This window comes from Nonomuraea sp. NPDC000554, assembly GCF_040300065.1.
GTDB lineage: Bacteria > Actinomycetota > Actinomycetes > Streptosporangiales > Streptosporangiaceae > Nonomuraea.
In genome coordinates, this window is the sequence record NZ_JBEPDC010000012.1 from 116575 (window position 1) to 141061 (window position 24487).

The 24487-nt window shown below is 70.6% G+C and carries 30 protein-coding genes; 16 read left to right on the forward strand and 14 right to left on the reverse strand.

Annotated elements, in window-relative coordinates; genetic code table 11:
* Nucleotides 1-42 precede the first annotated feature (42 nt).
* Complete coding sequence (locus ABT294_RS23215) at nt 43-453, reverse strand: DUF2000 family protein (RefSeq protein ID WP_350808321.1); 411 nt, start codon at nt 451-453, stop codon at nt 43-45.
* 83 nt (nt 454-536) lie between these two features.
* Here ABT294_RS23215 and ABT294_RS23220 point away from each other — a divergent pair, with 83 nt between their 5' ends.
* Nucleotides 537-1373 carry an AraC family transcriptional regulator gene (locus ABT294_RS23220; RefSeq protein WP_350808322.1) on the forward strand — a complete coding sequence of 279 codons (837 nt, stop codon included), beginning with the start codon at nt 537-539 and terminating at the stop codon, nt 1371-1373.
* On the opposite strand, the gene ABT294_RS23225 is transcribed toward ABT294_RS23220, so the two are convergent.
* Complete coding sequence (locus ABT294_RS23225; protein WP_350808323.1) at nt 1360-2544, reverse strand: cytochrome P450; 1185 nt, start codon at nt 2542-2544, stop codon at nt 1360-1362. The genes ABT294_RS23220 and ABT294_RS23225 overlap by 14 nt on opposite strands.
* 580 nt (nt 2545-3124) lie before the next feature.
* Between ABT294_RS23225 and ABT294_RS23230 the strand changes: the two genes are divergently transcribed.
* The 7 genes from ABT294_RS23230 to ABT294_RS23260 are packed head-to-tail and all read left to right on the forward strand — an operon-like array spanning nt 3125 to nt 10431.
* Entirely contained in the window at nt 3125-3970 is an 846-nt protein-coding gene (locus ABT294_RS23230) for a fumarylacetoacetate hydrolase family protein (protein WP_350808324.1), read from the forward strand.
* Entirely contained in the window at nt 3967-5253 is a 1287-nt protein-coding gene (locus tag ABT294_RS23235) for an L-fuconate dehydratase (RefSeq protein ID WP_350808325.1), read from the forward strand. Before ABT294_RS23230 ends, ABT294_RS23235 begins: the two co-directional genes overlap by 4 nt.
* A complete protein-coding gene (locus ABT294_RS23240) occupies nt 5250-5984 on the forward strand; it encodes an SDR family NAD(P)-dependent oxidoreductase (protein WP_350808326.1) in 735 nt (244 codons plus the stop codon). Before ABT294_RS23235 ends, ABT294_RS23240 begins: the two co-directional genes overlap by 4 nt.
* A 19-nt stretch (nt 5985-6003) precedes the next feature.
* Complete coding sequence (locus ABT294_RS23245) at nt 6004-7023, forward strand: sugar ABC transporter substrate-binding protein (protein WP_350808327.1); 1020 nt, start codon at nt 6004-6006, stop codon at nt 7021-7023.
* Nucleotides 7024-7049: 26 nt separating this feature from the next.
* Nucleotides 7050-8501, forward strand: a complete 1452-nt coding sequence (locus ABT294_RS23250; protein WP_350808328.1) for a sugar ABC transporter ATP-binding protein — start codon at nt 7050-7052, stop codon at nt 8499-8501.
* Nucleotides 8498-9490: an ABC transporter permease gene (locus ABT294_RS23255; protein WP_350808329.1), complete on the forward strand. Its 993-nt coding sequence runs from the start codon at nt 8498-8500 to the stop codon at nt 9488-9490. Before ABT294_RS23250 ends, ABT294_RS23255 begins: the two co-directional genes overlap by 4 nt.
* Complete coding sequence (locus tag ABT294_RS23260; protein WP_350808330.1) at nt 9490-10431, forward strand: aldo/keto reductase; 942 nt, start codon at nt 9490-9492, stop codon at nt 10429-10431. The genes ABT294_RS23255 and ABT294_RS23260 overlap by 1 nt, the downstream gene beginning before the upstream one ends.
* On the opposite strand, the gene ABT294_RS23265 is transcribed toward ABT294_RS23260, so the two are convergent.
* Nucleotides 10413-10868, reverse strand: coding sequence for a GNAT family N-acetyltransferase (locus ABT294_RS23265; protein ID WP_350808331.1), 456 nt, complete (start codon nt 10866-10868; stop codon nt 10413-10415). The two genes, ABT294_RS23260 and ABT294_RS23265, sit on opposite strands and share 19 nt — an antisense overlap.
* A gap of 28 nt (nt 10869-10896) precedes the next feature.
* Nucleotides 10897-11511: a peroxiredoxin-like family protein gene (locus ABT294_RS23270; RefSeq protein ID WP_350808332.1), complete on the reverse strand. Its 615-nt coding sequence runs from the start codon at nt 11509-11511 to the stop codon at nt 10897-10899.
* Between the two features lie 71 nt (nt 11512-11582).
* Between ABT294_RS23270 and ABT294_RS23275 the strand changes: the two genes are divergently transcribed.
* Nucleotides 11583-12197: a TetR/AcrR family transcriptional regulator gene (locus ABT294_RS23275; protein WP_350808333.1), complete on the forward strand. Its 615-nt coding sequence runs from the start codon at nt 11583-11585 to the stop codon at nt 12195-12197.
* A gap of 31 nt (nt 12198-12228) precedes the next feature.
* On the opposite strand, the gene ABT294_RS23280 is transcribed toward ABT294_RS23275, so the two are convergent.
* From ABT294_RS23280 to ABT294_RS23305, 6 genes are all read right to left on the reverse strand, one after another.
* Nucleotides 12229-13176, reverse strand: coding sequence for a DNA polymerase ligase N-terminal domain-containing protein (locus ABT294_RS23280; protein WP_350808334.1), 948 nt, complete (start codon nt 13174-13176; stop codon nt 12229-12231).
* Nucleotides 13177-13192: 16 nt separating this feature from the next.
* Nucleotides 13193-13867 carry a FadR/GntR family transcriptional regulator gene (locus ABT294_RS23285; protein WP_350808335.1) on the reverse strand — a complete coding sequence of 225 codons (675 nt, stop codon included), beginning with the start codon at nt 13865-13867 and terminating at the stop codon, nt 13193-13195.
* A gap of 25 nt (nt 13868-13892) precedes the next feature.
* Nucleotides 13893-14909, reverse strand: a complete 1017-nt coding sequence (locus ABT294_RS23290) for an MBL fold metallo-hydrolase (protein ID WP_350808336.1) — start codon at nt 14907-14909, stop codon at nt 13893-13895.
* A 7-nt stretch (nt 14910-14916) separates the two neighbouring features.
* Nucleotides 14917-16032 (reverse strand): steroid 3-ketoacyl-CoA thiolase, encoded by a 1116-nt coding sequence (locus ABT294_RS23295; protein ID WP_350808337.1) that lies wholly within the window; start codon nt 16030-16032, stop codon nt 14917-14919.
* Nucleotides 16033-16075: 43 nt separating this feature from the next.
* The gene (locus ABT294_RS23300) at nt 16076-17074 is read right to left on the reverse strand and encodes a sigma-70 family RNA polymerase sigma factor (protein ID WP_350808338.1); all 999 of its coding nucleotides are present in this window, start codon (nt 17072-17074) and stop codon (nt 16076-16078) included.
* Nucleotides 17075-17160: 86 nt separating this feature from the next.
* Nucleotides 17161-18102: an NADP-dependent oxidoreductase gene (locus ABT294_RS23305; protein WP_350808478.1), complete on the reverse strand. Its 942-nt coding sequence runs from the start codon at nt 18100-18102 to the stop codon at nt 17161-17163.
* Between the two features lie 332 nt (nt 18103-18434).
* Between ABT294_RS23305 and ABT294_RS23310 the strand changes: the two genes are divergently transcribed.
* The 5 genes from ABT294_RS23310 (at nt 18435) to ABT294_RS23330 (ending at nt 21055) form a co-directional block, all read left to right on the forward strand.
* Nucleotides 18435-18857, forward strand: a complete 423-nt coding sequence (locus ABT294_RS23310; protein WP_350808339.1) for a Uma2 family endonuclease — start codon at nt 18435-18437, stop codon at nt 18855-18857.
* A gap of 55 nt (nt 18858-18912) precedes the next feature.
* On the forward strand, nt 18913-19059 hold the full coding sequence (locus ABT294_RS23315; RefSeq protein WP_350808340.1) for a hypothetical protein: 147 nt from the start codon (nt 18913-18915) through the stop codon (nt 19057-19059).
* A 145-nt stretch (nt 19060-19204) separates the two neighbouring features.
* Nucleotides 19205-19327, forward strand: a complete 123-nt coding sequence (locus tag ABT294_RS23320) for a hypothetical protein (protein WP_350808341.1) — start codon at nt 19205-19207, stop codon at nt 19325-19327.
* Between the two features lie 63 nt (nt 19328-19390).
* Nucleotides 19391-20038: a PadR family transcriptional regulator gene (locus ABT294_RS23325; protein ID WP_350808342.1), complete on the forward strand. Its 648-nt coding sequence runs from the start codon at nt 19391-19393 to the stop codon at nt 20036-20038.
* Nucleotides 20039-20212: 174 nt separating this feature from the next.
* Nucleotides 20213-21055: an alpha/beta fold hydrolase gene (locus tag ABT294_RS23330; RefSeq protein ID WP_350808343.1), complete on the forward strand. Its 843-nt coding sequence runs from the start codon at nt 20213-20215 to the stop codon at nt 21053-21055.
* Here the strand turns inward: ABT294_RS23330 and ABT294_RS23335 are convergent.
* From ABT294_RS23335 to ABT294_RS23345, 3 genes are read right to left on the reverse strand one after another with little or no spacing between them, the layout of a single operon-like run.
* Complete coding sequence (locus tag ABT294_RS23335) at nt 20963-21643, reverse strand: ABC transporter permease (protein ID WP_350808344.1); 681 nt, start codon at nt 21641-21643, stop codon at nt 20963-20965. The two genes, ABT294_RS23330 and ABT294_RS23335, sit on opposite strands and share 93 nt — an antisense overlap.
* On the reverse strand, nt 21603-22442 hold the full coding sequence (locus ABT294_RS23340; protein ID WP_350808345.1) for an ABC transporter ATP-binding protein: 840 nt from the start codon (nt 22440-22442) through the stop codon (nt 21603-21605). Before ABT294_RS23340 ends, ABT294_RS23335 begins: the two co-directional genes overlap by 41 nt.
* Entirely contained in the window at nt 22439-22894 is a 456-nt protein-coding gene (locus tag ABT294_RS23345) for a MarR family winged helix-turn-helix transcriptional regulator (protein ID WP_350808346.1), read from the reverse strand. The genes ABT294_RS23340 and ABT294_RS23345 overlap by 4 nt, the downstream gene beginning before the upstream one ends.
* Nucleotides 22895-23117: 223 nt before the next feature.
* Between ABT294_RS23345 and ABT294_RS23350 the strand changes: the two genes are divergently transcribed.
* Together ABT294_RS23350 and ABT294_RS23355 are read left to right on the forward strand one after the other, a co-directional pair.
* A complete protein-coding gene (locus ABT294_RS23350; protein ID WP_350808347.1) occupies nt 23118-23324 on the forward strand; it encodes a hypothetical protein in 207 nt (68 codons plus the stop codon).
* A complete protein-coding gene (locus tag ABT294_RS23355) occupies nt 23321-23584 on the forward strand; it encodes a type II toxin-antitoxin system VapC family toxin (RefSeq protein WP_350808348.1) in 264 nt (87 codons plus the stop codon). Before ABT294_RS23350 ends, ABT294_RS23355 begins: the two co-directional genes overlap by 4 nt.
* Nucleotides 23585-23819: 235 nt before the next feature.
* On the opposite strand, the gene ABT294_RS23360 is transcribed toward ABT294_RS23355, so the two are convergent.
* Nucleotides 23820-24470 (reverse strand): TetR family transcriptional regulator, encoded by a 651-nt coding sequence (locus ABT294_RS23360; protein WP_502912106.1) that lies wholly within the window; start codon nt 24468-24470, stop codon nt 23820-23822.
* Nucleotides 24471-24487: the final 17 nt, after the last annotated feature.

A 24487-nucleotide genomic window follows, 5' to 3' on the forward strand; every position in this document is an offset into this window, starting at 1 on the left:
GAGTGAAGGCTCGGAGGTGTGAAAGCTCGGAGGTGTGAAGGCTCAGGGGTGCAGGGCGAGGCCCTTGAGGACCTTGTCCACGGCGTTCTTCGGCCCGTACACCGCCACCCCGGCGAGCGTCATGTCGTCTGCTTCCACGGCGCGCACCGCGGCCCGGTTGTCGGCGTCGTGGCCGGTCTTGAACATCTCGTCGATGTAGACGGCCACGTCCATGCCGCGCGACGTCGCCTTCTCCCTGACGCGCGACAGGTCCGCGGCCTCGCCGGCGTAGACGAGCACCGGCTGGCGGAACATCGCCAGGTACCCGTTGCCCGACCCGTCCTCGTACCGCTCGCCGAGCGTCTCCGTCGCGTCCCCGGCCACGGCGCTGGCCATGAAGGCGGTGACGTTCAGCTTCTGCCAGACGGCCAGGTCCGCGCGGACCACGATGCCGATCTTCGTGTCGAAACGCATGGACGGCAGCCTGCCGCCCCGGCCGCCGTCCTGTCTTGAACGCTGGTGCGGAGCACGCACCAGGAGCACGCACAATGGGAGACGTGCAGGACTGGTCCCGGTACTGGCGTTCGCCCGACCGCCCGATCGAAGCCATGCACGCCCACTTCGAACGGCACGTCTACCACCGGCACAGCCACGACACCTACTCCTTCGGCATCACCGAGACCGGCGCCCAGTCGTTCACCTGCCGGGGCTCCGCCCACACCAGCGCGGCGGGCATGGTGATGGCCTTCAACCCGGACGACCCGCACGACGGCCACGCGACCGACGCCCTGGGCTTCACCTACCGGATCGTGCACATCGGCCAGGAACTGGTGGCCGACACCCTGGCGGACGTGACGGGCCGCCGATCGGGCCTGCCGCTGTTCGCCGCGCCGGTGGTCGACGACTCGGCGCTCGCGTCCGCGCTGCACGCCCTGCATCAGGCGCTGCTGTCGGACGGCACGTCCCTGCGCCGCGACGAGCTGCTGGCGCGCGCGATCGCCACGGCGGTGGGCCGCGCGGCCACCAGGCGGGTGGCGCCGCCCGAGCCGCCGACCGGCGCCGCGCGCGTCGCCCACCAGGCCAGGCAGCTCCTACGGGAGCGCCACCTGGAGGACGTGACGAGCGCCGACCTGGCGGAGGCCACCGGCGCCAGCCGCTTCGGCGTCTACCGTGCCTTCCGCGCCACGTACGGCCTGTCTCCCAGCGACTACCAGCGCCAGCTGCGGCTCGGCTCGGCCAGGCGGCTGATCGCGAGCGGCCTGCCGCTCGGCGAGGTCGCGGCCCGTACGGGCTTCGCCGACCAGAGCCATCTCACCCGCTGGTTCAACCGCTACTTCGGCCTGACACCCGGCGCCTACCGCGACGCGGCGGGTTCCGGCGTCATCCCATCCTGACGGGAAGCTCCTTGATCCCGTTGATGAAGAGGGAGCGCAGCCGCCGGGCGGGTCCCGTCTGGCGGATGCCGGGGTAGCGGCGGGCGAGCTGCTCGAACAGGATGCGGAGCTCCAGCTTGGCCAGGTGGTTGCCGAGGCAGAAGTGCGCGCCGCCGCCACCGAAGCCGATGTGCGGGTTGGGGCTGCGGCCGATGTCGAAGGTGTCGGCGTCAGGGAAGACCGAGGTGTCCCGGTTGGCGGACGCGTAGAAGACGACGACCTTGTCGTCCGCCTTCACCTGCTGGCCGCCCAACTCCAGGTCCGCCGTCGCGGTGCGGCGGAACAGGTTCACGGGCGAGACCCATCGGACGATTTCGTCGGCGGCGGTGCCGGCGAGCGTGGGATCGGCGACCAGCCGCTCCCACTGCTCGGGGTGTTCGAAGAGGGCGAGCATGCCGCCGGAGGCCGCGTTCCTGGTCGTCTCGTTGCCCGCGACGACGAGCAGGAGGACGAACAGATCGAACTCGTTCTCGTCCAGGGTCTCGCCGTCGGGGTCCGGTTGGAGGAGCCTGGTGACGATGTCGTCGCGCGGGGCCGCCCGGCGCTGCGCGGCGAGCTGGTTGGCGTAGGCGTAGACCTCGCCGGCCGCCGCGCTGCCCTGCTCGGGGGAGTCGGCGTAGTCGGGGTCCTGCGCGCCGATCATCCGGTTCGACCAGGTGAACAGCTTGTCGCGGTCGGAGACGGGGGCGCCGAGCAGCTCGCAGATGACGTAGAGCGGCAGGGGTGCGGCGACCTCGGTGACGAAGTCCGCGTCGTCGGAGCACTTGTCGAGCAGGTCGTCGCAGATGTCGCGGATGTGCTGTTCGAGGGCGCCGATGGTGCGGGGGGTGAAGCCGCGGTTGACGAGCGAGCGGCGGCGGGAGTGCTCGGGCGGGTCCTGGTTGAGCATCATCATCCGTTGGAGGGCGCGCTGCTCCTCGGGCATCTCCTCGAACAGGGCGAGCCGCCGGGACGAGGAGAACAGCTCGGAGTGCCGGGAGATGTGCACGACGTCCTCGTAGCGGGTGACGGCCCAGAAGGCGGGCTCGCCGGGGTGCCGGTAGACTGGCGCGTTGGACCGCAGCCAGCGGAGCTGCTCGTGCGGTGGTCCTGAGGTGGCGTACCGGTCCTGGTCAATGAGATCGATCTGCACGGCCCTCACCCCAGCGGCTGTTGATCAAGCGCTTGGTTGCGCACCTTATTGAAACGTGTTCTATTACGCCCTGGCGTCTCCGTCAACCCGTCGCCCGCCCTGACGTGTCGGTGAAAGCCCTGTCGGGCAGGGCTTCGCGTTGATCCGTTGTCCATGGCCGCCGGTCGGCGCGCGCCTGCGCCCAGCCGATTAAAACGCGTTATTGCCTGATTCATCGGGTCTTTCTGGGGTATTGGATCACCGGAGTGCGTCCCGGCGTCCCGATGGGGAGGGGTGGCGGCCTTGACGGCGGGAGTGCCGAGCGCCGGATGCGGCTCGATCTCGACAGACATCCGATGGGACCGCCCGTGGCGTCTCTGAGGTGCGACTATGAAAGATCGGCTCTTTGGGGCGGCGGGTCCGAGCGCTTCGCGGGCCCCGATCGGAGTTCTCCCTGATGTATGCAACCGATTGCGACGCGACCTCGGCGTCCTCACCCGCCATGGATCGGAGGTATCGGCCTCCGAAGGCTTGACAGCCTGAGGGTGTGCCTACCAGCATCGGAACGAGAGACATCCGATGAATAACCGAGGGATGCGGTGTGAAGCTGCTGCGAGTAGGACCTGTCGGCCAGGAGCGACCGGTGGTGATGGACGGCGCCGGTAACCTGCGCGACATCGGAGAGCCCGAGATCGACGGGGCTTTCCTCGCTTCCGGGGGAGTGGCGCGCGTCCGGGACGCGCTCGAGCGTGACGCGTTGCCCGTCGTCGCCGCGGAGGGGTTGCGTGTCGGCGCCCCCATCGCGCGTCCGGGCAAGATCGTGTGTATCGGCCTGAACTACAGCGACCACGCCGCCGAGTCCGGAGCCGAGGTGCCGTCCGAGCCCGTCGTGTTCATGAAGGCGTCCAACACCCTCGTCGGTCCGTACGACGAGGTGCTGGTGCCGCGGGGTAGCGTGAAAACCGACTGGGAAGTGGAGCTCGCCGTCGTCATCGGCAAGCGGGCGCGCTACCTGGCCTCCAAGGAGGAGGCGCTCGACGTCATCGCCGGATACGCGGTGGCCAACGACGTCTCCGAGCGCGAGTTCCAGCTCGAACGCGGTGGCCAGTGGGACAAGGGGAAGTCCTGCGAGACGTTCAACCCGCTGGGCCCGTGGCTGGTGACCGCCGACGAGATCGGCGACCCGCAGAACCTCGCGATGCGGCTGTGGGTCAACGGCGAGCAGCGCCAGGACGGTGACACCAAGAACATGATCTTCGACGTGGCCGAGATCGTCCGCTACCTGAGCCAGTTCATGGTGCTCGAACCCGGTGACCTGATCAACACCGGCACCCCGGCCGGGGTGGCGATGGGCATCCCGGGCCAGCCCTACCTGCGCGCGGGCGACGTCATGGAGCTGGAGATCGACGGACTGGGCCGCCAGCGCCAGACGGTGGGGCAGGCATGACGTACCGGATCGTGGGGATGGAGACGCACGACATCCGCTTCCCCACGTCACGCGAGCTCGACGGTTCCGACGCGATGAACCCCGACCCCGACTACTCCGCCGCCTACGTCGTCCTCACGACCGACGACGGGTTTTCCGGGCACGGCTTCGCGTTCACGATCGGACGCGGCAACGACGTCCAGACCGCGGCGATCAGCGCGCTGGAGCCGTACGTGGTCGGCAGGGACGTCGAGGACCTCGGCGCGCTCTACAAGGAGATGGTCAACGACTCGCAGCTGCGCTGGCTGGGGCCGGAGAAGGGCGTCATGCACATGGCGATCTCCGCCGTGGTCAACGCCCTGTGGGACCTGAAGGCCAAGCGGGCGGGCAAGCCGCTCTGGCTGCTGCTGTCGGAGATGACGCCGGAGCAGATCGTCGACCTGATCGACTTCCGCTACCTGAGCGACGCCCTCACTCCGGAGCAGGCACTCCAGATCCTCAAGGAGGCCGAACCGACCAGGAAGCAGCGGATCGACCTCCTCAAGGCCGAGGGGTACCCCGCCTACACGACCTCCCCCGGCTGGCTCGGCTACGACGACGACAAGCTGCGCCGGCTCTGCAAGGAGGCTCTCGACCAGGGCTTCCGGCAGATCAAGCTCAAGGTCGGCGCCGACCTGGACGACGACATCCGGCGCTTCAGGGTGGCCCGCGAGGTCTGCGGCCCCGACTACCCGATCGCGATCGACGCCAACCAGCGCTGGGACGTCGCCTCCGCCATCGCCTGGGTCAACGAGCTCCAGCCCTTCCACCCGCACTGGGTCGAGGAGCCCACCAGCCCCGACGACATCCTCGGCCACGCCGCCATCGCCGAGGGCATCAAGCCCATCTCGGTGGCGACCGGCGAGCACGTCCAGAACCGGATCGTGTTCAAGCAGCTCCTGCAGGCCGGCGCGATCTCCTACCTGCAGATCGACTCGGCGCGCGTCGGCGGTGTTAACGAAAACATCGCGATCCTGCTGCTCGCGGCCAGGTTCGGCATCCCCGTCTGCCCGCACGCCGGCGGCGTCGGGCTGTGCGAGCTGGTGCAGCACCTGTCGATGTTCGACTTCGTGGCGGTCACCGGCACCATGGACGACCGCGTGATCGAGTACGTGGACCACCTGCACGAGCACTTCGTCGACCCCGTCGTCATCGACAACGGCCGCTACGTCGCCCCGAGCGTGCCGGGATACAGCGCGGAGATGCACGCGGAGTCGATCGCCGCCCACAGCTACCCCAACGGCGAAGTCTGGAGAGACGCATGAGCCTCAGAGCGATCGTGACGGGCGGTGGCTCCGGCATCGGGCTCGCGACCGCGAGCCTGCTGCTTGAGCGCGGCATGAAGGTCGCCTGCCTCGACGTGACCCCCCCGGGCGACCCGTTCGTCGGGATCAAGGTGGACGTCACCGACGACGCCGGGGTGCGGGCGGCCGTCGCCGAGGCGGCCGAGCGGCTCGGAGGCATCGACATCCTGGTCAACAACGCGGGCATCGGCGCTCAGGGCACGATCGAGGACAATCCCGACAGCGAGTGGCAGAGGGTGTTCGACGTCAACGTGTTCGGCATGGTCCGGGTGTCGCGGGCAGCGCTGCCGTACCTGCGCAGGTCGGAGCACGCGTCGATCGTCAACACCTGCTCGATCGCGGCCACCGCGGGGCTGCCGAGCCGGGCGCTCTACAGCGCGACCAAGGGCGCGGTGCTGTCGCTGACGCTGGCGATGGCCGCCGACCACGTCCGCGAAGGAATCCGGGTCAACTGCGTCAATCCCGGCACCGCAGACACCCCCTGGGTCGGCAGGCTGCTTGACCAGGCCGACGACCCTGAGGCGGAGAGACAGGCGCTGAACGCCAGGCAGCCCATGGGCCGCCTGGTCAGCGCTGAGGAGGTCGCCGCGGCGATCGCCTACCTCGCAGGCCCCGAGGCCGGGGCGACCACCGGAACCGCGCTCGCGGTCGACGGTGGTATGCAGGGGCTACGGCTCCGGCCAACCAACTGAGGAAGGGTAACGACCCACGATGAAGTTCGGCCCGGTTGTCGCAGGCGCGGCCCTGCTGGCGGTCATCACCGCCTGCGGCTCCAGCACCCCCACCACAGGAGGCGTCGGCGGGAAGGTCGGCATCGACCACCCGCGCAACGACTCCGACTTCTGGAACTCCTATATCAAGTACGTCCCGCAGATGGCGAGCGAGCTGAAGGTCGACCTGATGCCCGCGACCAACTCGCAGAACGACGTCACCAAACTGGTCAACAACGTCCAGGCGCTGGTCGGCCAGGGCGCGAAGGCGATCGTGATGGCGCCGCAGGACACCGGGGCGATCGCCTCGACCCTGCAGATGCTGGAGAACAAGAAGATCCCCGTCGTCACCGTCGACACCCGGCCCGACAAGGGCAAGGTCTACATGGTGGTGCGTGCCGACAACCGGGCCTACGGGACCAAGGCGTGCGAGTTCCTCGGCGCGAAGCTCGGCGGCAAGGGCAAGGTCGTCCAGCTGATGGGCTCGCTCAGCTCGATCAACGGCCGCGACAGGGCCGAGGCGTTCCGCGACTGCATGAAGACCAAGTTCCCCGGCATCACGGTCTTCGAGGAGCCGACGGAGTGGGAGGGCAGCAAGGCGGCGTCCATGCTGCAGACCCGCCTGGAGCAGAACCCCGACATCAAGGGGATCTACATGCACGCGGGTGGCGTGCACCTGGCGCCGACGTTGCAGGTGCTGAAGCAGAAGGGGCTGCTCGTCCCGCCGGCGGACCCCAAGCACATCTTCGTGGTCTCGAACGACGGCATCCCGCAGGAGTTCGAGGCGATCCGCAAGGGCGACATCGACGCGACGGTCTCGCAGCCCGCCGACCTGTACGCGAAGTACGCGCTCTTCTACGCCAAGGCGGCGGTCGACGGCAAGACCTTCAAACCCGGCCCGACGGACCACGACAGCACCATCATCCAGCTCCCGAACGGTCTGGAGGACCAGCTGCCCGCCCCGCTCATCACCAAAGACAACGTGGATGACAAGAATCTCTGGGGCAACCAGGTCAAATAATGAAATTTCACGTTGAAGCCCGCGATGTGGTGAAGCGCTTTGGCCCGACCACGGCGCTGAACCGCGCGGGCATCGGGATCGCCGAAGGGGAGACCCACGCGCTCGTCGGCAGGAACGGCGCGGGCAAGTCCACCCTGGTGTCGATCCTCACCGGGCTCCAGCGTCCGGACGAGGGCGAGGTGCTGTTCTCCGGAGAGGCGGCGCCCGCCCTCGCGGACCGCGACGCGTGGCGGCAGCGCGTCGCCTGCGTCTACCAGAAGTCGACGATCATCCCGGCGCTGACGGTCGCCGAGAACCTGTTCCTGAACCGCCAGACGACCGGCGGGCCGATCAACTGGCGGGCGCTCCGGGCGCGCGCCCGCGAGCTGCTCGACACCTACGAGGTGGACGTCGACGCCGCCGCGCTCGCCGGCGACCTGGGCGTCGAGCAGCGCCAGCTGGTGGAGATCGCCCGCGCGCTGTCGTTCGGCGCCCGCTTCATCATCCTGGACGAGCCGACCGCCCGCCTCGACGGCCAGGCCATCGAGCGGCTCTTCACCCGCATGCGGGCGCTGCGCGAGCAGGGCGTGACGATGCTCTACATCTCGCACCACCTGGACGAGGTGTACGAGATCTGCCAGAGCGTCACGGTCTACCGCGACGCGCGGCACGTGGTGACCAGGCCGGTGGCCGAGCTGCCGCACGACCAGCTGGTCGCGGCGATGACGGGCGAGGCCACCGTGGCCTACCAGGCCAGGCTCAGGACGGCGGCCGACAGGGTCGTGCTGTCGTCGGCCGGGCTCTCCCTGGCCGGCCGCTACCAGGACGTGGACCTCGCCGTCAGATCCGGCGAGATCGTGGGCCTGGCCGGATCCGGCAGCAGCGGCAAGGTCGGCCTCGCCGAAACCCTGGTCGGCCTCCGCAGGGCCGACTCGGGCACGGTCACCGTCGACGGCGTCCAGGTGAAGCCGGGCAGTGTGCCCGCCGCGCTCAAGGCCGGCCTCGGGTTCGTCCCGGAGGACCGGCACCACGAGGGCTTCGTCCCCCTGCTGTCGGTCGGCGAGAACGCCACGCTGCCGATCGCGGGCAAGCTCGGCCGCTTCGGCGTGGTCTCACCGGCCCGGCGGCGGGCGAAGGCCGTCCAGATGATCGGCAGCCTGGACATCAAGACGGAAGGGCCCGACCAGCCCGTCGCCGACCTGTCGGGCGGCAACGCCCAGAAGGTGGTGTTCGCGCGGGCGCTGGTCGACGACCCGTCCGCGCTGGTGGTGATCAACCCGACCGCGGGTGTGGACGTCAAGGCCAAGCAGGCGCTCCTCGGCGCCGTCGAGGACGCCGTCGAGCGGGGCGCGGGCGCCGTCCTGGTCTCCGACGAGCTGGACGACCTGCGCATCTGCGACCGGGTGCTGGTGATGTTCCACGGCCGGGTCGTCAGGGACGTGCCCCGTGGCTGGACCGACCACGAGCTCGTGGCCGTGATGGAAGGCATAGAAGATTGACCACTCTGACTGCGCCACCCACCCATCGGGTGCGGCTCGCCAGGTTCCGGGACCTCACGCTGGTCCCGGTCATCGTGCTCCTGCTCATCGTGGGCGCGTTCCTGGACCCCGTCTTCCTGACCCCCGGCAACCTGACGAACGTGCTGCAACAGCAGGCGTCGATCTCGCTGCTGGTGCTGGCCGAGTCGCTGATCCTGATCTCCGGCAAGTTCGACCTGTCGCTGGAGTCGACGGTCGGCATGGCCCCGGCGATCGCCGTGATGCTGGTGATCCCGGCCTCGGCGGGCGGCTTCGGCCTGGGCCTGCCCGGCGCCCTGGTGATCCCGCTCTGCCTGCTCGTCGGGGCGGCGATCGGGGCCTTCAACGGATTCCTGATCATCAAGTTCCAGCTCTCGGCGTTCATCGTCACGCTGGCGATGCTGATCATCGTGCACGGCCTCCAGCTCGGCCCGACCGAGGGCAAGACGCTCTTCCAGCTCCCCGACTCGATCCTCTACCTCGGCAGCGCCACCTGGCTGGGCCTGCCCGCGGCCATCTGGATCGCGGGCCTGCTGTTCATGGCGGGCATCGTCGGCCTGGCCTACTTCAGGGTCGGCCGCTCGCTCTACGCGATCGGCGGCAACGCCGACGCGGCCCGCGCCGCCGGCATCCGGGTGGACCGGGTGCTGTGGGGCGTGTTCATCCTGGGCGGCACGCTGGCGGCGCTCGCCGGCATCCTGGAGACCGGACGTCTCGGCGCGATCGGCTCGAACCAGGGCGTGGGCTGGATCTTCATGGTGTTCGCCGCCGCCGTCATCGGCGGCGTCAGCATGGACGGCGGCAAGGGCACGATCCTCGGCGCGCTCACCGGTGTGCTGGTGATCGGCCTGGTGCAGAACCTGCTCACGCTCAAGGGCGTGTCGGGCTTCTGGCAGCCGGTCGTCTACGGCGGAATCATCCTGATCGCCCTCATGATCAGCCGCATCGCCGGCGGAAAGGCACAGGACTGATGGCACGGCTCGCGCTTCCCCAACACGGTTTCGGCGCCGCGCCGATCGCCGGGCTGTACCAGGAGGTCAGCGACGAGCAGGCCCGCGCGACGGTCGACGCCGCCTGGTCGAGCGGCATCCGGCTGTTCGACACCGCGCCGCACTACGGCGTCGGGCTGTCGGAGCGCCGCCTGGGCGCGGCGCTCGCCGGGCGCTCGGGTTACGTCCTGTCGACCAAGGTCGGCCGCCTGCTCGTCCCCTCGGCCCGGTCAGGCCGCGACGACCAGGGCTTCGACGTGCCCGCCTCGCTGGAGCGGGTGTGGGACTTCTCCCGCGACGGAGTCCTGAGGTCCCTGGAGGAGTCCCTGACGCGGCTCGGTCTGCCGCACGTGGACATCGTCCTCATCCACGACCCCGACGACCACCTCGACCAGGCGCTGACCGAGGCGTACCCGGCGCTGGCGGAGCTGCGCTCGCAGGGCGTGGTCAAGGCCGTCGGCGTCGGGATGAACCAGTGGCAGGCGCCGCTGCGGTTCGTCCAGGAGACCGACCTCGACGTGGTCATGCTCGCCGGGCGGTACACCCTGCTCGACCAGTCGGGGCTGCCGCTGCTGGACGCCTGCGAGGCGCGGGGGGTGCAGGTCCTCGCGGCGGGTGTCTTCAACAGTGGCCTGCTGGCCACGCCCCAGCCGTCGGGGACGTACGACTACCTGCCCGCGCCCGAGGCCGTCCTCGACCGGGCCAGGCGGATGGCGAAGATCTGCGAGGCGCACGGCGTCGTCCTGCCGCAGGCGGCGATGGCCTTCCCGTTGCGGCACCCGGCGGTCGCCTCGATCGTCCTGGGCGCCCGGTCACCTGAGGAGGTCAGGGCCAACGCCGAACTCTGGGGACGTCCGGTGCCCGACGCGCTCTGGGCCGAGCTGGAGTCGGAGGGGCTGCTGCCTCAGCCGGGGAACGCGTAGTTCACGATCCACAATCCGGGGATCACCTCGACCTCGCCTCGCAGCGTGAACCCCAGCCGCTCGTACAGCGTCCGGGCGGGACCGTTGGCGCGACCCGTGGACACCACGACCCCGCGCCCGCCCGCCCGGGCCATGACCTCCTTGACCAGGGCCCGGCCGATGCCGCGCCGGTGCGCGCCCGGGTGCACCACGAGGCGGTTGACGTCCACCTCGCCCGGGGTCTCCTCCCAGGCCACGGCTCCTACCAACCGGTTGTCGTCGTCGACCGCGCCCAGCCAGAGCAGGGGCTCGGCCAGCAACTCGGTCAGCGTCTCGTGCAGCGGCGGGATCCGGTCGTCGCCGATGATCTCGGCTTCGACGGCGTACGCGGCGTGCTGCAGGCCGAGCAGTTCCTGCCCGAGGGCACCATCTTCAGGGGAGATTTCGGCGATGCGCATCTGACGAGTATCGCCCACACCGTGCGGGTCAGCGTGCGTCGGATCCGCGGTCGTCGGTCGCCGGCGTGGGTTCCGGCGCGCGTGACACCAGGTCGAGCAGCTCGTCCACCGACCACTGGTCGTAGACGTGCTCGCCGTGCTTGACGGCGAGCACGCGGCCGTCGCGCCCGATCAGGAAGTCGGCGGGCAGACCCAGCCGGCCGCCGTGCGGGACGGCCGCCGGCGCGCGCCCCTGGCCGCGCAGGAGCCTCCACATGCTGACCGCGACCGCGCGGACGAGCGGCCCCCACGCGCGCGGGCTGAGCAGCGAGCGGGCCGCCGACTCGACGCCGAACTCGGCGTACAACCGCTTGCGCGGGTCGGCGATCACCGCGAACGGCAGGTCGGCGGTGTGCTCGGCCAGCTCTTCCGCGTGCGAGTGGAAGACCACGACCTCTCGGACGCCCGCCGCCTCGATCTCCGCGTGCCGCCGCACCACGGAGCGCAGGTGCAGGTTGCAGACCGGGCATCCGGCGAACCGCCGGAACTGCAGGTGGATCAGCCGGTCGCCGTCGGGGATGGCGACCGGAGGGCCGGAGAGCTGGGTCAGCTCGCGGGGGGTGAGCAGGAACCCGGGTTCGATCGCCGATCGGGACACACCCATCGGACACCTCTCTCGTAGGCGTACGGCATACGCTTACGATGATAGGCGTATGGCGTACACTGTCAACCGTCATGCCACGTCCGCGCTCGCTCACTCCCGACCAGTTGGCGTCCGCCGCCCTCACCGTCATCGACCGCGACGGGCTCGCCGGGCTGTCGATGCGCGCGGTCGCCCAGCAGGTCGGCATGAGCACCATGGCGCTCTACCGGTACATCGACGATCGGGGAGAGCTCGAACGGCTCGTCGTCGAGCAGGTCCTCGGCACGGTCGACACGACGCCCCCCGCCACCGGCGGCTCCTGGCCCGACCGGATCGAGATCATGGTGGACCGCCTCCGCGGCATCGTGGGCGCCCACCCGTGGGTCGTGCCGTTGGTCATCGCGCACCGGCATCGGTCCATCAGCGTGCTGCGCTGGTCGGAGACGGTGGCCGGCATCCTCGCCGAAGCCGGCCTCGACGGCCGCAAGCGCGTCATCGCCCTGCGCTGCCTGCTCGCCTACGTCATCGGGGCGATCCAGCTCGAACACCTCGGGCCGCTGGTGGGGGCCGGCACGCAGGCCATCGCCGACCTTTCGCGCACCGAGTTCCCCCACATGGCCGCCACCGCCGCGTACGCGCACCTGGTCGACGCCGACGAGGAGTTCCACGGCGGCCTCACCAACCTGCTACGCGGCATGGAGGCATGACCCACATCCTGGTGAACTGGTCGCTGTCGTGTCAGGCGGGGATGAACTGCCAGGCCTTCGAGCTGCCCGGTTCGTAGCGGGAGTCGAGGCGTTTGGCGATGACGCCCGGGAGTGACTGTTCGCGGGCCGCCTGCCGGACCGGCGCGGCCTCACCCGGCCAGGACGGGGCGGTCTGCCAGCGGGCGGACGACAGGCCGAGCGACTCCAGCGCCTCCCGGCGGACGGTGTACGGCTGGTCCACCAGGGAGCGGCCGTCGTCGTACAGGAGGTCGTAGCAGACCAGTACCTCGGCGCCCGCCAGGGTGACCACCTCGCCGTCCAGCAGCGCCGTGCGGCTGCCGAAGGACGTGGCCAGCGCGCGCAGCCAGGGGTGCTCCGTGGCCGCGTCCGTGCGCCCGCCCTCGATGGGGACCATCAGGCGGCGCCCGCCCCAGGCGAACTCGAAGGCGTGCGCGCGCACGTCGCGGGGGAGGGACCGGCGTTCGACCGGGAGCATGGGCTCCAGAGGCGGGAAGGGGTCGGCGACCGGCGGGTCCATCCGGTGGATCATCCAGTTCTTGCCGTTCGTCTGGAAGAGCACGAACCGGCCCGCCGCCCGCTCGCCGCGCAGGACGACCTTGACCTCGCGCTCCGACCACTTCTCGGTCTCGTACGTGCCGCGGTCCCAGATCGTCATGGTGCCGCCGCCGTACTCGCCCTTGGGGATCTCGCCGTGGAAGTCCAGGTACTCCATCGGGTGGTCCTCGGTGCGGACGGCGAGGTGGTTGGTGCGGGGATCCTGGGGGAGGCCCTTGGGGACCGCCCACGACACCAGCACGCCGTCGCGTTCCAGGCGCAGGTCCCAGTGCAGGGACCGGGCGTGGTGCTCCTGGATCACGAACGCGGTGCCGTCGCCGGGTGCGGGCGGTTCGGCGGGGACGGGCTCAGGGGTGCGGCTGGCGTCGCGTTTGCTCCGATACTGCTCGAGTCTGTCGGCCACGCCGGGGTTCCTACCCCTACTCGAGGGCCTTGCGCAGCCAGGACTCCACGCCTGCCACGTGCACCGTGGCCCACGAGCGCGCCACGTCCGCCTGCCGGGCGGCGATGGCCTCGTAGATCGCGGTGTGCTGCTCGCGGGTCTTGTCCATCGCGCCCTCCTGGGTGAGGCCGCGCCAGATGCGGGCCCTGGTGGTGGGCCCCGACAGGCTCTCGATGAACGAGCAGAGCACGCTGTTGCCGGACCCCTGGGCGATGCGCTGGTGGAAGTCCAGGTCGTTGGCGACCAGTTCCTCGACCGTGGGCTCCTCGGGCAGCGACTCCAGGATGGCCCGAAGTTCCTCGATCTCCTCGTCGGTCATCAGCTTGGTGGCCATCGCGGTGGCCGCGGGTTCGAGGATGCGGCGCACCTCGAAGAACTGCAGGACGGTGTCGTCGCGGTGCAGGTCCAGCACGAACGACATGGTGTCGAGCAGCAGGTGCGGCTCCAGGCTGGTGACGTAGGTGCCGTCGCCCTGCCGCACGTCGAGGACGTTGATCAGCGCCAGCGCCCGTACGGCCTCGCGCAGCGAGTTGCGTGACAGGCCGAGCCGTTCGGCCAGGTCGGCCTCCTTGGGCAGCCTGTCACCCGGGGTCAGCTCGCCCGAGAGGATCATCTGCTTGATCTTGTCGATGGCCGCGTCGGTGACCGCCACGCTCTTCTCCCTAGACATCGGATGTCTAGGAGTCTATGGCCTTGAAGCGCACCGGGTGGACTCCGGGGACGCGGTCGATCTCGCCGCGCGCCTCCAGGGTGCGCAGGTGCGCGGCGGCCTCGCCGGCGGCCATGCCGCGCAGCACCGGGGCCAGCTCGTCCCAGGGCCTGTTCCAGGTCATCATCGAGGCGGTCTCCCAGATGGTCAGCGGTCGCGTCAGCAGGGCCGCGAGCCGGGTGAGCTTCTCCTCGTGATGGTGGCGGATCTCGGCCGCCCGTGCGGCCACATCTGGAAATATCCACTCATGGGCGGGGAGTGCGTCGAGGGGGCCCAGCTCGGTCACCCGGTCCAGGGAGTCCAGGAAGTCACCCAGGGGATCCACATCGTCCCTGTCGTAGGGGTAGATGCCGATGTGCGGGGTGATGTCGGGCAGGACGTGGTCGCCGGTGAACAGCCGGTCGGCGTCCTCCAGGTGCAGGCAGATGTGGCCGGGCGTGTGCCCGGGCGTGTGGACGGCGCGCAGCTTGCGTCCGGGCAGGTCCACCAGGTCGCCGTCGCGCAGTTCCCGGTCGGGCGGCGCCGGCGCGTGCGGACGCCCCGCGCCGACGGCCTCCACGTCGCCCTCATCGGCGCCCGCGCGCCTGAGCATGTCCTCCTGGAAGCTCCGGTGCTCGCCCTCGGCCAGCCCGTGCATGAGCCTGACCAGAGCGGCGTCGGCCTCGTGCATGGCGATCCAGGCGCCGGACACCTCCCTGACCCGGCCCGCCAGCCCCGCGTGGTCGGGATGGAAGTGGGTGACGACCACGCCGCTGACCGCGCTCACGTCCAGGCCGAGGGCGGCCAGGCCGGTCTCCAGGGCCTGCCAGGCGTCGGGATGGTTCCACCCTGCGTCGACCAGGACGGGCCCCCTGGGAGAGTCGACGGCGTAGACGAGCGTGTAGCCCAGGGGGTTTCCCGGAATCGGCACGGGCACGCTCCACACGCCCCCGCCGAGGTCCTGCGGGCGCTGTTGCGCGTACGGCCTGCGCCGGGTCTTCGTCATGGCCGCTTCACGCGGCCCGCTCGAGGATCGTCGCCGTGGCCAGCGCGCCGCCCGCGCACATCGTGACCAGCGCGGTCGTCGAGTCCGAGCGTTCCAGCTCGTGCAGCGCGGACGTGATCAGCCGCGCGCCGGTGGCCCCCACCGGGTGGCCGAGCGCGATCGCGCCGCCGTTGACGTTGACCCGGTCGAAGTCCGGCTCGTGCACGCTCGCCCACGACAGCACGACCGACGCGAACGCCTCGTTCACCTCGAACCGGTCGAGGTCGCCGACGGTCATCCCGGACGAGCCGAGCACCTTGGCCGTCGCGTCGACCGGGCCGTCGAGGTGGTAGTACGGCTCCGCGCCCACCAGGGCCTGGGCCACGATCCTGGCTCGGGGGCGCAGGCCGTACCGGGCGGCGGCCTCCTCGCTCATCAGCAGGACCGCGGCGGCGCCGTCCGAGATCTGCGAGGACGTGCCCGCGGTGTGCAGGCCGTCGTCGAGCACCGGTTTGAGCCCGGCCAGCCCTTCGGCGGTGGTCTCGCGCAGCCCCTGGTCGCGGGTGACCTCGCCGACGGGGACGATCTCGCGCTCGAACCGGCCGTCGGCCCACGCCTTGGCGGCGAGCCGCTGGGAGCGCGCGCCGAACCAGTCGAGCCGCTCGCGGGTCAGCCCGCGCCGCTGCGCGATGCGCTCGGCGGCGGTGAACTGGCTGGGCAGGTCGATGCTCCAGTCATCGGGACGCGGGCTGGCGGGCAGCACGTTGCTGCCGAGCTGCGCCCTGCTCATCACCTCGATCCCGCACCCGATGCCCACCTCGATCACGCCCGCCCTGATCATCGCCGCCGCCAGATGCACGGCCTGCTGGGACGAGCCGCACTGCGCGTCGACCGTGGTGACCCCCGTCTGGTAGGGCAGGCCCGCGTACAGCCACGCGTACCGGCCGATGTGCCCGCCCTGCTCGCCGGCCTGGGTGACGCAGCCGGTGAAGACCTGGCCGACGATGGCCGGGTCGATGCCGGCGCGCTCGACGAGGCCGTTCAGCGCGGTGGCCAGCACCTGCTGGGGCTTGAGCCCGGCCAGCCAGCCGTTCCGCTTGCCGATGGGGGTGCGGACGGCTTCGACGATCACCGGTGTGCCCACAGTCGCCTCCAGAATGATGCTCCGGAGCAAACTGTAACGCGTTCTACTTTGCTGGGGAACCCTCCCCGGCGGGCAAGCCGCGCGGCAGGCCGAACACGTCGAACAGGGAGACGTCGAAGAACATCACGACATGGCCGACCCGCGCGCCCGTCAGCGTCAGCACCTGCAACGCGAACGCGTGATACTCCGCGCCCGCGCGCAGGTACACCGCGAACGCCGGCTGCCCGTTGGCCGCGACAGGCACCAGGCGCATATCGCCGGGCTTCTCGGCGGGGCAGTTCGTCGTGATGAGCCGGCCGATGTTCACCGGACCCTGATACCAGCCGGGGTAGGGCGGCATCTCCCAGATCGCGTCCTTGGTGAACAGCTCGACGATCGCGTCGACGTCGTAGTTCTCGAACGCCGTCATGTAGCGGTCGAGCAGGGCCTGCCGGTCGGGAGTCAGGGGCTCGACCCGGTCGTCGAGCGTCGGTGACACCTCGTTCAGGCGGGCGCGGGCCCGTTGCAGCATGCTGTTGACGGCGGGGGTCGTGATGTCGAGCGCGGCGGCCACCTCGGCGGCCCGCCAGCTCAGCACCTCACGCAGGATCAGGACCGCGCGCTGCCTGGGCGGCAGGTGCTGCAGGGCGGCGACCAGCGCCAGCCTGATGCTCTCACGCGAGGTCACGATCGACGCCGGATCGCCCGGGCCCGCGCCCACCAGCCCGTCGGGGACCGGCTCCAGCCACGACACCTCGGGCTGCTCGACGACGGGCGCGGTGGCCTCCGCCTCCGGCGCGCCGAGGCCCGTCGGCAGCGGACGCCTGCTCCGGCTGTCGAGCGCGGTCAGGCAGGCGCGGGTGGCGATGCTGTAGAGCCAGGTACGCAGGGACGAACGCCCCTCGAACCCCTCGTACGAGCGCCACGCGCGCAGGTAGGTCTCCTGGACGAGATCCTCGGCGTCGTGCGCCGAGCCCAGCATGCGGTAGCAGTGCGCCAGCAGCTCGCGCCTCAGTGGGTCGGCGAGCTGCAGGAACTCCTCGTTCGACGGCCTGTCGCTCATGCCCCCTGTATAGCCGCTGCCTCCGACAATCCTGTTCGGGCCGTTCCAGGAGACGGGTCACGGGAGGCTTCAGCGGTGAGCGCGCCTCACTCCGGAACCGTGAGGACGATCTTGCCGGTGGTGTGGCCCGACTCGCCCAGCTCGTGCGCCTTCGCCGCGTCCGACAGCGGCATGACGGCGGCCACCTCGACGCGGAGCCTGTCCGCCTCGGTCAGGGCGGCGAGGGCGCGCATCGCGGCGTGGTCCGGCTCGACCAGCATCGACTCCGACCGGACACCCTGCTCGGCCGCCTGCCGGTCCAGCTCCGGCGCCAGCAGCGAGAGGGCGAGCGAGACGAGCGTGCCGCCCTCGCGCAGCGTGCGCAGCGAGCGCGGGCCGTAGTCGCCGCCGATCGTGTCGAGCACCGCGTCCACGTCCCGGACGCGCTCGGTGAAGTCCTCGGTCCGGTAGTCGATGAGCTCGTCCGCGCCCAGGTCACGGAGGAGGTCGTGCTTGGCGGCGCTGGCCGTGCCGATGACGTGCGCGCCGCGGGCCTTGGCGATCTGGACGGCGAAGTGGCCGACCCCGCCCGCCGCGGCGTGGACCAGCACCCGGCTGCCCGCGCGCACCCCCGCCGTGTCCACCAGCGCCTGCCAGGCGGTGAGGGCGGCGAGCGGTACGGCGCCCGCGTGGACGTGGTCGAGGCCGGCGGGCTTGCGGGCGAAGTGCCTGGCCGGAGCCGACACGTACTCGGCGTAGGCGCCGTTGCCCTGCGGGTAGCGGAGCATGCCGAAGACCTCGTCGCCCGGCTTGTACAGGGTCGTCCCGAGACCGACGGCCTCCACGACGCCCGAGACGTCCCAGCCGAGCGTGAACGGCGGGGGAGTGCGGAGCAGCCCGCCGCTCGCCCGGGTCTTCCAGTCGGTCGGGTTCACCCCCGCCGCGAGCACCCGCACCAGCACCTCGGTGGGGCCCGGCTGCGGCCTGTCCACCTCCACCAGCTTCAGCACCTCAGGGCCGCCCAGGGCGTCCTGGCTGATCGCGCGCATCTTCATCGAAACTCCTTCAGCTTTACTGAGTGTAGTAGCTCGTGTGCGTGGCGCAGTTGGTCGAGCGGGACGTCAACGCGGCCCGGAACATCCTCGCCGCCGGGCCGGCGGAGGCGAACGCCTCTGGAGCACTCCGGCTTCGGCGCGGCCGCGTCCCTGCGCCAGCACCTCCACACCGCCCTGGGCGTCTCACCCCACGCCCTCCGCACGCTTGGACGCCGGGTGGTTTCAGCCGCGCGCGGGCCTCACACCTCAGCTCAGCGATACTCATGACGACGCCACGGCAGACCGTAGTCTTGGCTCATTGAGTGACGATGCCGAGGAGAAGCCGCATGACAGGCTTGCCCGACGACAGTTGGCTCCTCAGCATCCGTCCACAGCCTGCGCGTGTCACCGCGGAGGAGTACGACGCCCTTCCTGAGGAGATCGCGAAAGCCATCGAGATCGTCGATGGCTATGTGGCGTACTGCGCGACTCCCACCCCCGACCATCAGACGGCAGGGCGACGGCTGGCCAACATGCTGGAGCGCCATGCCCGTACCGCGATGGGCCAGGGCCACGAGTGCCTCACCGTGAACAGCGACGTGGACCTCCGGCTGAGAGACGTGCCGCTGCTCAACCGGCGTCCGGACGTCGTGCTCTACCGGTGCCTGAACCGCGAGCGGGACGAACGGCTCAGAGCCGAACACGCCCTGCTTGTCGTGGAGATCGTGTCCCAGATCGGAGACCCAGGACACGACCGACAAGCTCGGTGAGTACGCCAAGGCCGGTGTTCCGCACTACTGGATCGTCCGCCTCGACCGTACCGGCGTGTCGATCGTCGAACGCTACCGGTTGGATCGGGCATCAATGCTCTACAAGCACACAGGCACCTTCATGAAGGACGAATCCGGCGACGCTCCCAACGTCGCCAACCCGATCCCCATCGTGATCGACTGGTCTGAACTGCAGTTCTGAGTCGGGCGGTGGCAGGCCGTCTCGTGGGAGGGCAGGGCTCGCCGTCGTGCCGACGTCTGGTTCGCGCGCCCGGAGGCGGCCACGCCCTCCTGGTGCCGGGCGCTGACCGAGCCACGCTGCCCGCGATACACCACAGCCCCGGCTCGTGGTCGGTGACCGGCCGAGGCTGCTGATCTGGTTGCTTTACCGCATGCTCGCCACGTCCTGCGCGGGCGTGCGGGCGATGGAGGCGCTCGTCCGCGCCGCTCTCAACCTCTGCGGTGCCTGAGCGCGCGCACCCGACGGATCTGGCGTATATTCGAAATCGAGTATTCGGATTCGAGGAGCGGGTGTGGCGAAGCGGCGGAGAGTGGGCAACCTGATGGCGCTCGCGGTGCTGGCCGCGCTCGTCCAGCGGCCGATGCACCCGTACGAGATGGCCTCGCTGCTCCGCGCCCACGGCAAGGGCACGGACATGAAGATCAAGTGGGGCTCGCTCTACTCGGTCGTGCACAGCCTGGCCAAGCACGGCCTCGTGGAGGTCGCCGAGAGCAGCCGGCAGGGCGGCCGTCCCGAGCGGACGATCTACCGGCTCACCGAGGCCGGGCGGCAGGAGCTGGCCGACTGGGAGCGGGAGCTCATCGTCACCCCCGAGCAGGAGCTGCCGAGGTTCAAGGCCGCGCTGTCGGTGATCAGCGTGCTGGCGCCCGACGAGGTCGTCACGCTGCTCCAGCGGCGGCTGGAAGTGATGGAGGCCCGGCTCGCCGACCAGCGCGAGGCGCTGGCGGGCTATCTGCGGGAGGTTCCGCGCCTGTTCCTGATCGAGGACGAGTACGAGGTGGCCATGCGCGAGGCGGAGGCGGCCTGGGTCCGCTCGCTCCTGGAGGAGCTGACGTCGGGGACGTTCCCGGGCCTCGGGCTGTGGCGGGACTACCACGAGACGGGCCACGTGCCGCCGGAGATCTCCGAGATAGCGGAAAGGGGCGGCGACACCGACTGAGAACGGGCTCCGGCCGGGTGCGGGAACACCCTGCCGGAGCCTTCACCTTCCAACCGCGAACCGCGAGGGGACCCGGCCGCAAGGCGGCAACCGAAGAATAGCCGGGCATCCCCCCACGGGCCGCGTCCACCTGCCGAGCCACCCCCGGCTCGGCATGAACTCTTGGGGAGATCCATGACCACGACGACCTCGGTGACCTCAGCCGACGGCACGACCATCGGCTACCTCCGCCTGGGCCAGGGCCCCGGCCTGGTGATCGCCCACGGCGGCATGGGGTCCGGCTACAACCACGTCGAGCAGGCCAGGGCGCTGGCCGACGCCTTCACCGTGTACCTGCCCGACCGCCGCGGACGCGGCCTGAGCGGCCCGTACCGCGACGGCCACTCCATCCGCGACGACGTCGAGGACCTGGCCGCCGTCATCTCGGCGACCGGCGCCCCCTACCTGTTCGGCCTGAGCACCGGCGGCCTCATCGCGCTCGAAGCCACGCGCACCCGGCCGGGGATCCGCAAGGCGGCCATCTACGAGCCGGCCCTGTCGACCGCGCCGACCGCCTGGGTGGCGCGCCTCGACCGCGAGCTTGCCCAGGGCAGGACGTCGGCGGCGCTCGTCACCGCCATGCTGGAGAACGAGATGGGCCCGCGGTTGCTCAGGTACATGCCCCGCCGCCTCCTCGAACGCCTCACCGACCGGTTGATGCGCAGCGAGGAGCGCAAGGGCGCGGGCGGCTACGTCCCGCTGCGTGAGCTCGCGCCCACCTTGCACTACGACGGCGAGCTGCTGAAGGAGATGAACGGCAGGCTGGACAGCTTCCGCGACCTGGAAACCGAGGTGCTCCTGCTCAACGGCGCGAAGAGCCCGGCCTTCCAGAAGGCCGCGGTGGACGCGCTGGAGAAGGTCCTGCCGCACGCCCGCCGCGTGGAGTTACCGGGGCTCGGCCACGCGGGCCCGTGGAACGCCGCCAGAGGCGGAGATCCGGAGCGGGTGGCCCGGGAACTGCGCGCCTTCTTCACCTGAGCCGCAGGGCTCCGGAAACGCGAACCCGCCCGACCCGGGCGGGTCACCGCGCCAGCCGTCCCAGCAGCCCGGACGCCGCCGTGATGCCGATCGCCGTGGCCGCGACGGCGCGGCGATGAGCACCACGACCACCGCCTGGATCATCGCCTTCACCCCGGCGGCGAACGCCTTGCCGGTGACCAGCGCGGCTCGCGGGGTCGGCGTGACCAGGAGCTTGGTCAGGACCCCCGAGTCGCGCTCCCAGATGATCTGGATGCCGTAGAAGATGGCGATGAACATGGTGGACTGGGCGATGATCCCGGGGGCCAGATAGTCCAGGTACGGGATGCCGCCGGACGGGATCACCTTGATGCGGGTGAACGTCTCGCCGAAGATCAGCAGCCACAGGGCCGGCTGGACCGCGCGGGTGTACAGCTCGGTGCGGTCGTGGCGCAGCTTCTGCAGCTCCACGACGCACATCGCGGTGACCCTGGCGGGCAGCACGCGCCACCCCGTGCGGGCACGCGGCGGAACGAGCAGCAGGCCGAGGTTGCCGGCGCCGGTCCCGTCAGCCGACGCGTGAGGCGGTGTCGCGGGTACGGCGGACATCGCGGAACTCCCCTCCTCCTTCGTCGAGGCCGCTGCCGGCGACGTCGCGGAAGACCTCCTCCAGCGTCGGGGACGAGCCGTCGGCGCGGCGGTCGCGCAGGTCCGCGGTGAGCCGCTCCGGGGTGCCGAGCGCCCGGACGCGTCCCTGGTGCATGAGCGCGACCCGGTCGCAGTACTGGTCGGCCTCGTCCATGTAGTGCGTGGTGACCAGGACGGTCATCCCGGTGGTGGCGCGCACCGCCATGATGTGCTGCCACACGCTGGTGCGGGCGATGGGGTCGAGGCCGATCGTCGGCTCGTCCAGCATGAGCAGGCGCGGCGCGCTGACCAGCGCCTGGGCGAGTTCGAGGCGGCGGACCATGCCGCCGGAGTAGGTGCCGGCCATCCGGTCGGCGGCGTCGGCGAGCCCGACCGCCTCCAGCGCCTGGCCGACCCGGGCCGCGCGCTCCCGCCTGGGGACGTCGAAGACGCGGGCGAACAGGGAGACGTTCTCGCGTCCCGTCAGGCTCGCGTCCGCCGAGAGCTGCTGGGGCACGTAGCCGAGCAGGCGGCGCACCGCCATCCGCTCGGTGGCCGCGTCGTGCCCGAAAACCCGCACCATCCCAGACGGGACGGGCAGCAGCGTGGTCACGCAGCGGATAGCCGTGGTCTTGCCCGCCCCGTTGGGGCCGAGCAGGCCGAACACCTCGCCGGAGGCGACCGTCAGATCGAGCCCGTCGACGGCCCTGGTCTGGCCGAAGGAGTAGCGCAGGCCGGTGCAGGTGACCGCGGCACCCGTCGTCGGCGTGTCGTCCCTCATGCCGTCCCCACCTCCTCGTGCAGGCCCTCGGCCAGCCTGCGCAGCGCCGGGAGCGCGGCGGTCAGCGCGGCCCGGTCGTCCTCGCTGAGCCGCTCCACCTGCTCGCGGACGAGCGCGGCGCGCCGCTCCTCCCACGCCCGCAGCCGCGCCTCGGCCTCCGGGGTGGCCAGCAGCCGGGCGGAGCGGCGGTCGTCATGGCAGGTCTCGCGGCGCAGCAGCCCCGCGGCGGTGAGCTGGTTGACCAGCGTGGACACCGAGTTCCCCGCCAGGAAGAGCTCCTTGGCCGCCGCCGAGACGCCGATGCCGGGGTTGGCGGCGACCAGCCGCAGCAACTCGACCTGGGCGCCGCGCAACCGCGGCCCGGTCGGCCCCTGCCGCAGCCTGCGCCGCACGAGCCGCTGGATGCCGGTCAGGACGCCCACAAGGGCGTCAGGGAGGTCCACTGTGCCCATACCTGAAGTATTAGCTCTGCTCACGAGCTAACTGGAAGTGCCCAGCTCGGCATATGAGGCGGACAGCTCCTTCGAGCAGTGGCGTGGGCTACCGGCGGTGTGAGGCGCATGCGCGCACGCTGAAGCGGCGACGACCGCGACCTGTCTTGCGGACCGTCCCACGGGTGCCACCGCATTGCGGCGCCGCCGTGTGCGCTGAGCGATGCCCGGTTACACTCGATGCATGAGCGTGATGCGCGAGGAACTTCACCACCTGGTGGATCGCCTCCCTGAGGAGAAGGTGGCACCCCTGCTTCGCCTCGTGCGTGACCAGCTCGATGAGCAGCCTGTCGTTCGTGATCTGCCGTTCATCGGGATGTTGGATGCTGAACCGGATTTCGCGGAACGCTCTGAAGAGATCTTGCGCTCGGAGGACAATCACTCTTCGTGATCGTCATCGATTCAGGGCCCTTGGTCGCAGCGGTCAACATCCGAGATCGGCACCACGAATCCTGCGCCAGGCTTCTGCGGGGCCATCCGGGTCCGCTTCTCGTCCCCGCGACGGTCGTCACGGAGGTCTGCCAGCTCATCGAAAAGCGCCAGGGAAGCAAAGCGGAAGCGGCGTTTCTCAGCTCCTTCCGGACCGGACTCGTTCTGGTCGACGTCACCAACGACGATCTGGACCGGATGAGCCAGCTCGTGGAGGCGTAAGCCGATCTTCCGCTGGGCGCTGTCGATGCCTCTGTGATCGCAGTGGCTGAGAGGCTTGGACTGACCGAGGTGGCCACACTCGATCGCCGCCATTTCACCGTTGTACGACCTCGGCATACAGACACGTTCACCCTGTTGCCCGAACGGCTCTGAGCGCGGGCCGAAGACTCCGTCCACGATCGACCGTGCTGAACGGCGAGACCCGGAGGCTCCTGGAGCGCGCCGATCAGGGCTACTAGAGGTCGGCGATGAGGCGGTCGGCGGCTATTTCGATGCGGCGTTGGATCTGGTCGTAGGTGCGGCGGCCGCGGAGCATCTCCAGGAGCTCCTGGACCCACACGCTCGACAAGGAGCCCGCCAGGGCCAGTTGTTCGTCGGTCGCCTGGTCGCTGGTCAGGCCGTCGGCGGCGACGCGGAGCAGCAGGCCGGTCATGCGGTCGCCGAACGGGGTGTCGACCTCGGCCATGATGAGCGAGCGGATGAGTGCGTCGGCCAGTTCGGGTTCGCGCATCAGGCCGCGGGTGGCGCGCATCAGGACGTCCACCGCGCGCCCCGCCGGGGTGGACGCGCCGGGCGGGCGGCGTTCGATGCTGCTTTCGAGGAGGTCGATCTCTTCGCCGACGACGGCCACGACGAGGTCCATCTTCGACGGGAAGTACCGGTAGAGGGTGCCGAGCGCGACGCCTGCCCGCTCGGCCACCGTGCGCATCTGCATCGCCTCGACGCCGCCTCGCGAGGCGAGGGCCGCCGCGGCCTGGACGATGCGCTTGCGCCGCTGGTGCTGGCTGCGCGTGCGGACGCTGTGACCGCCGGACGTTGGGTGGTTCTCCATGGTCCCCTCGGTGTCGCTGGGGGGCGCGGCGATCGTCGCCTGCGGGGTGCGCATGAGAACACGTTATCTGA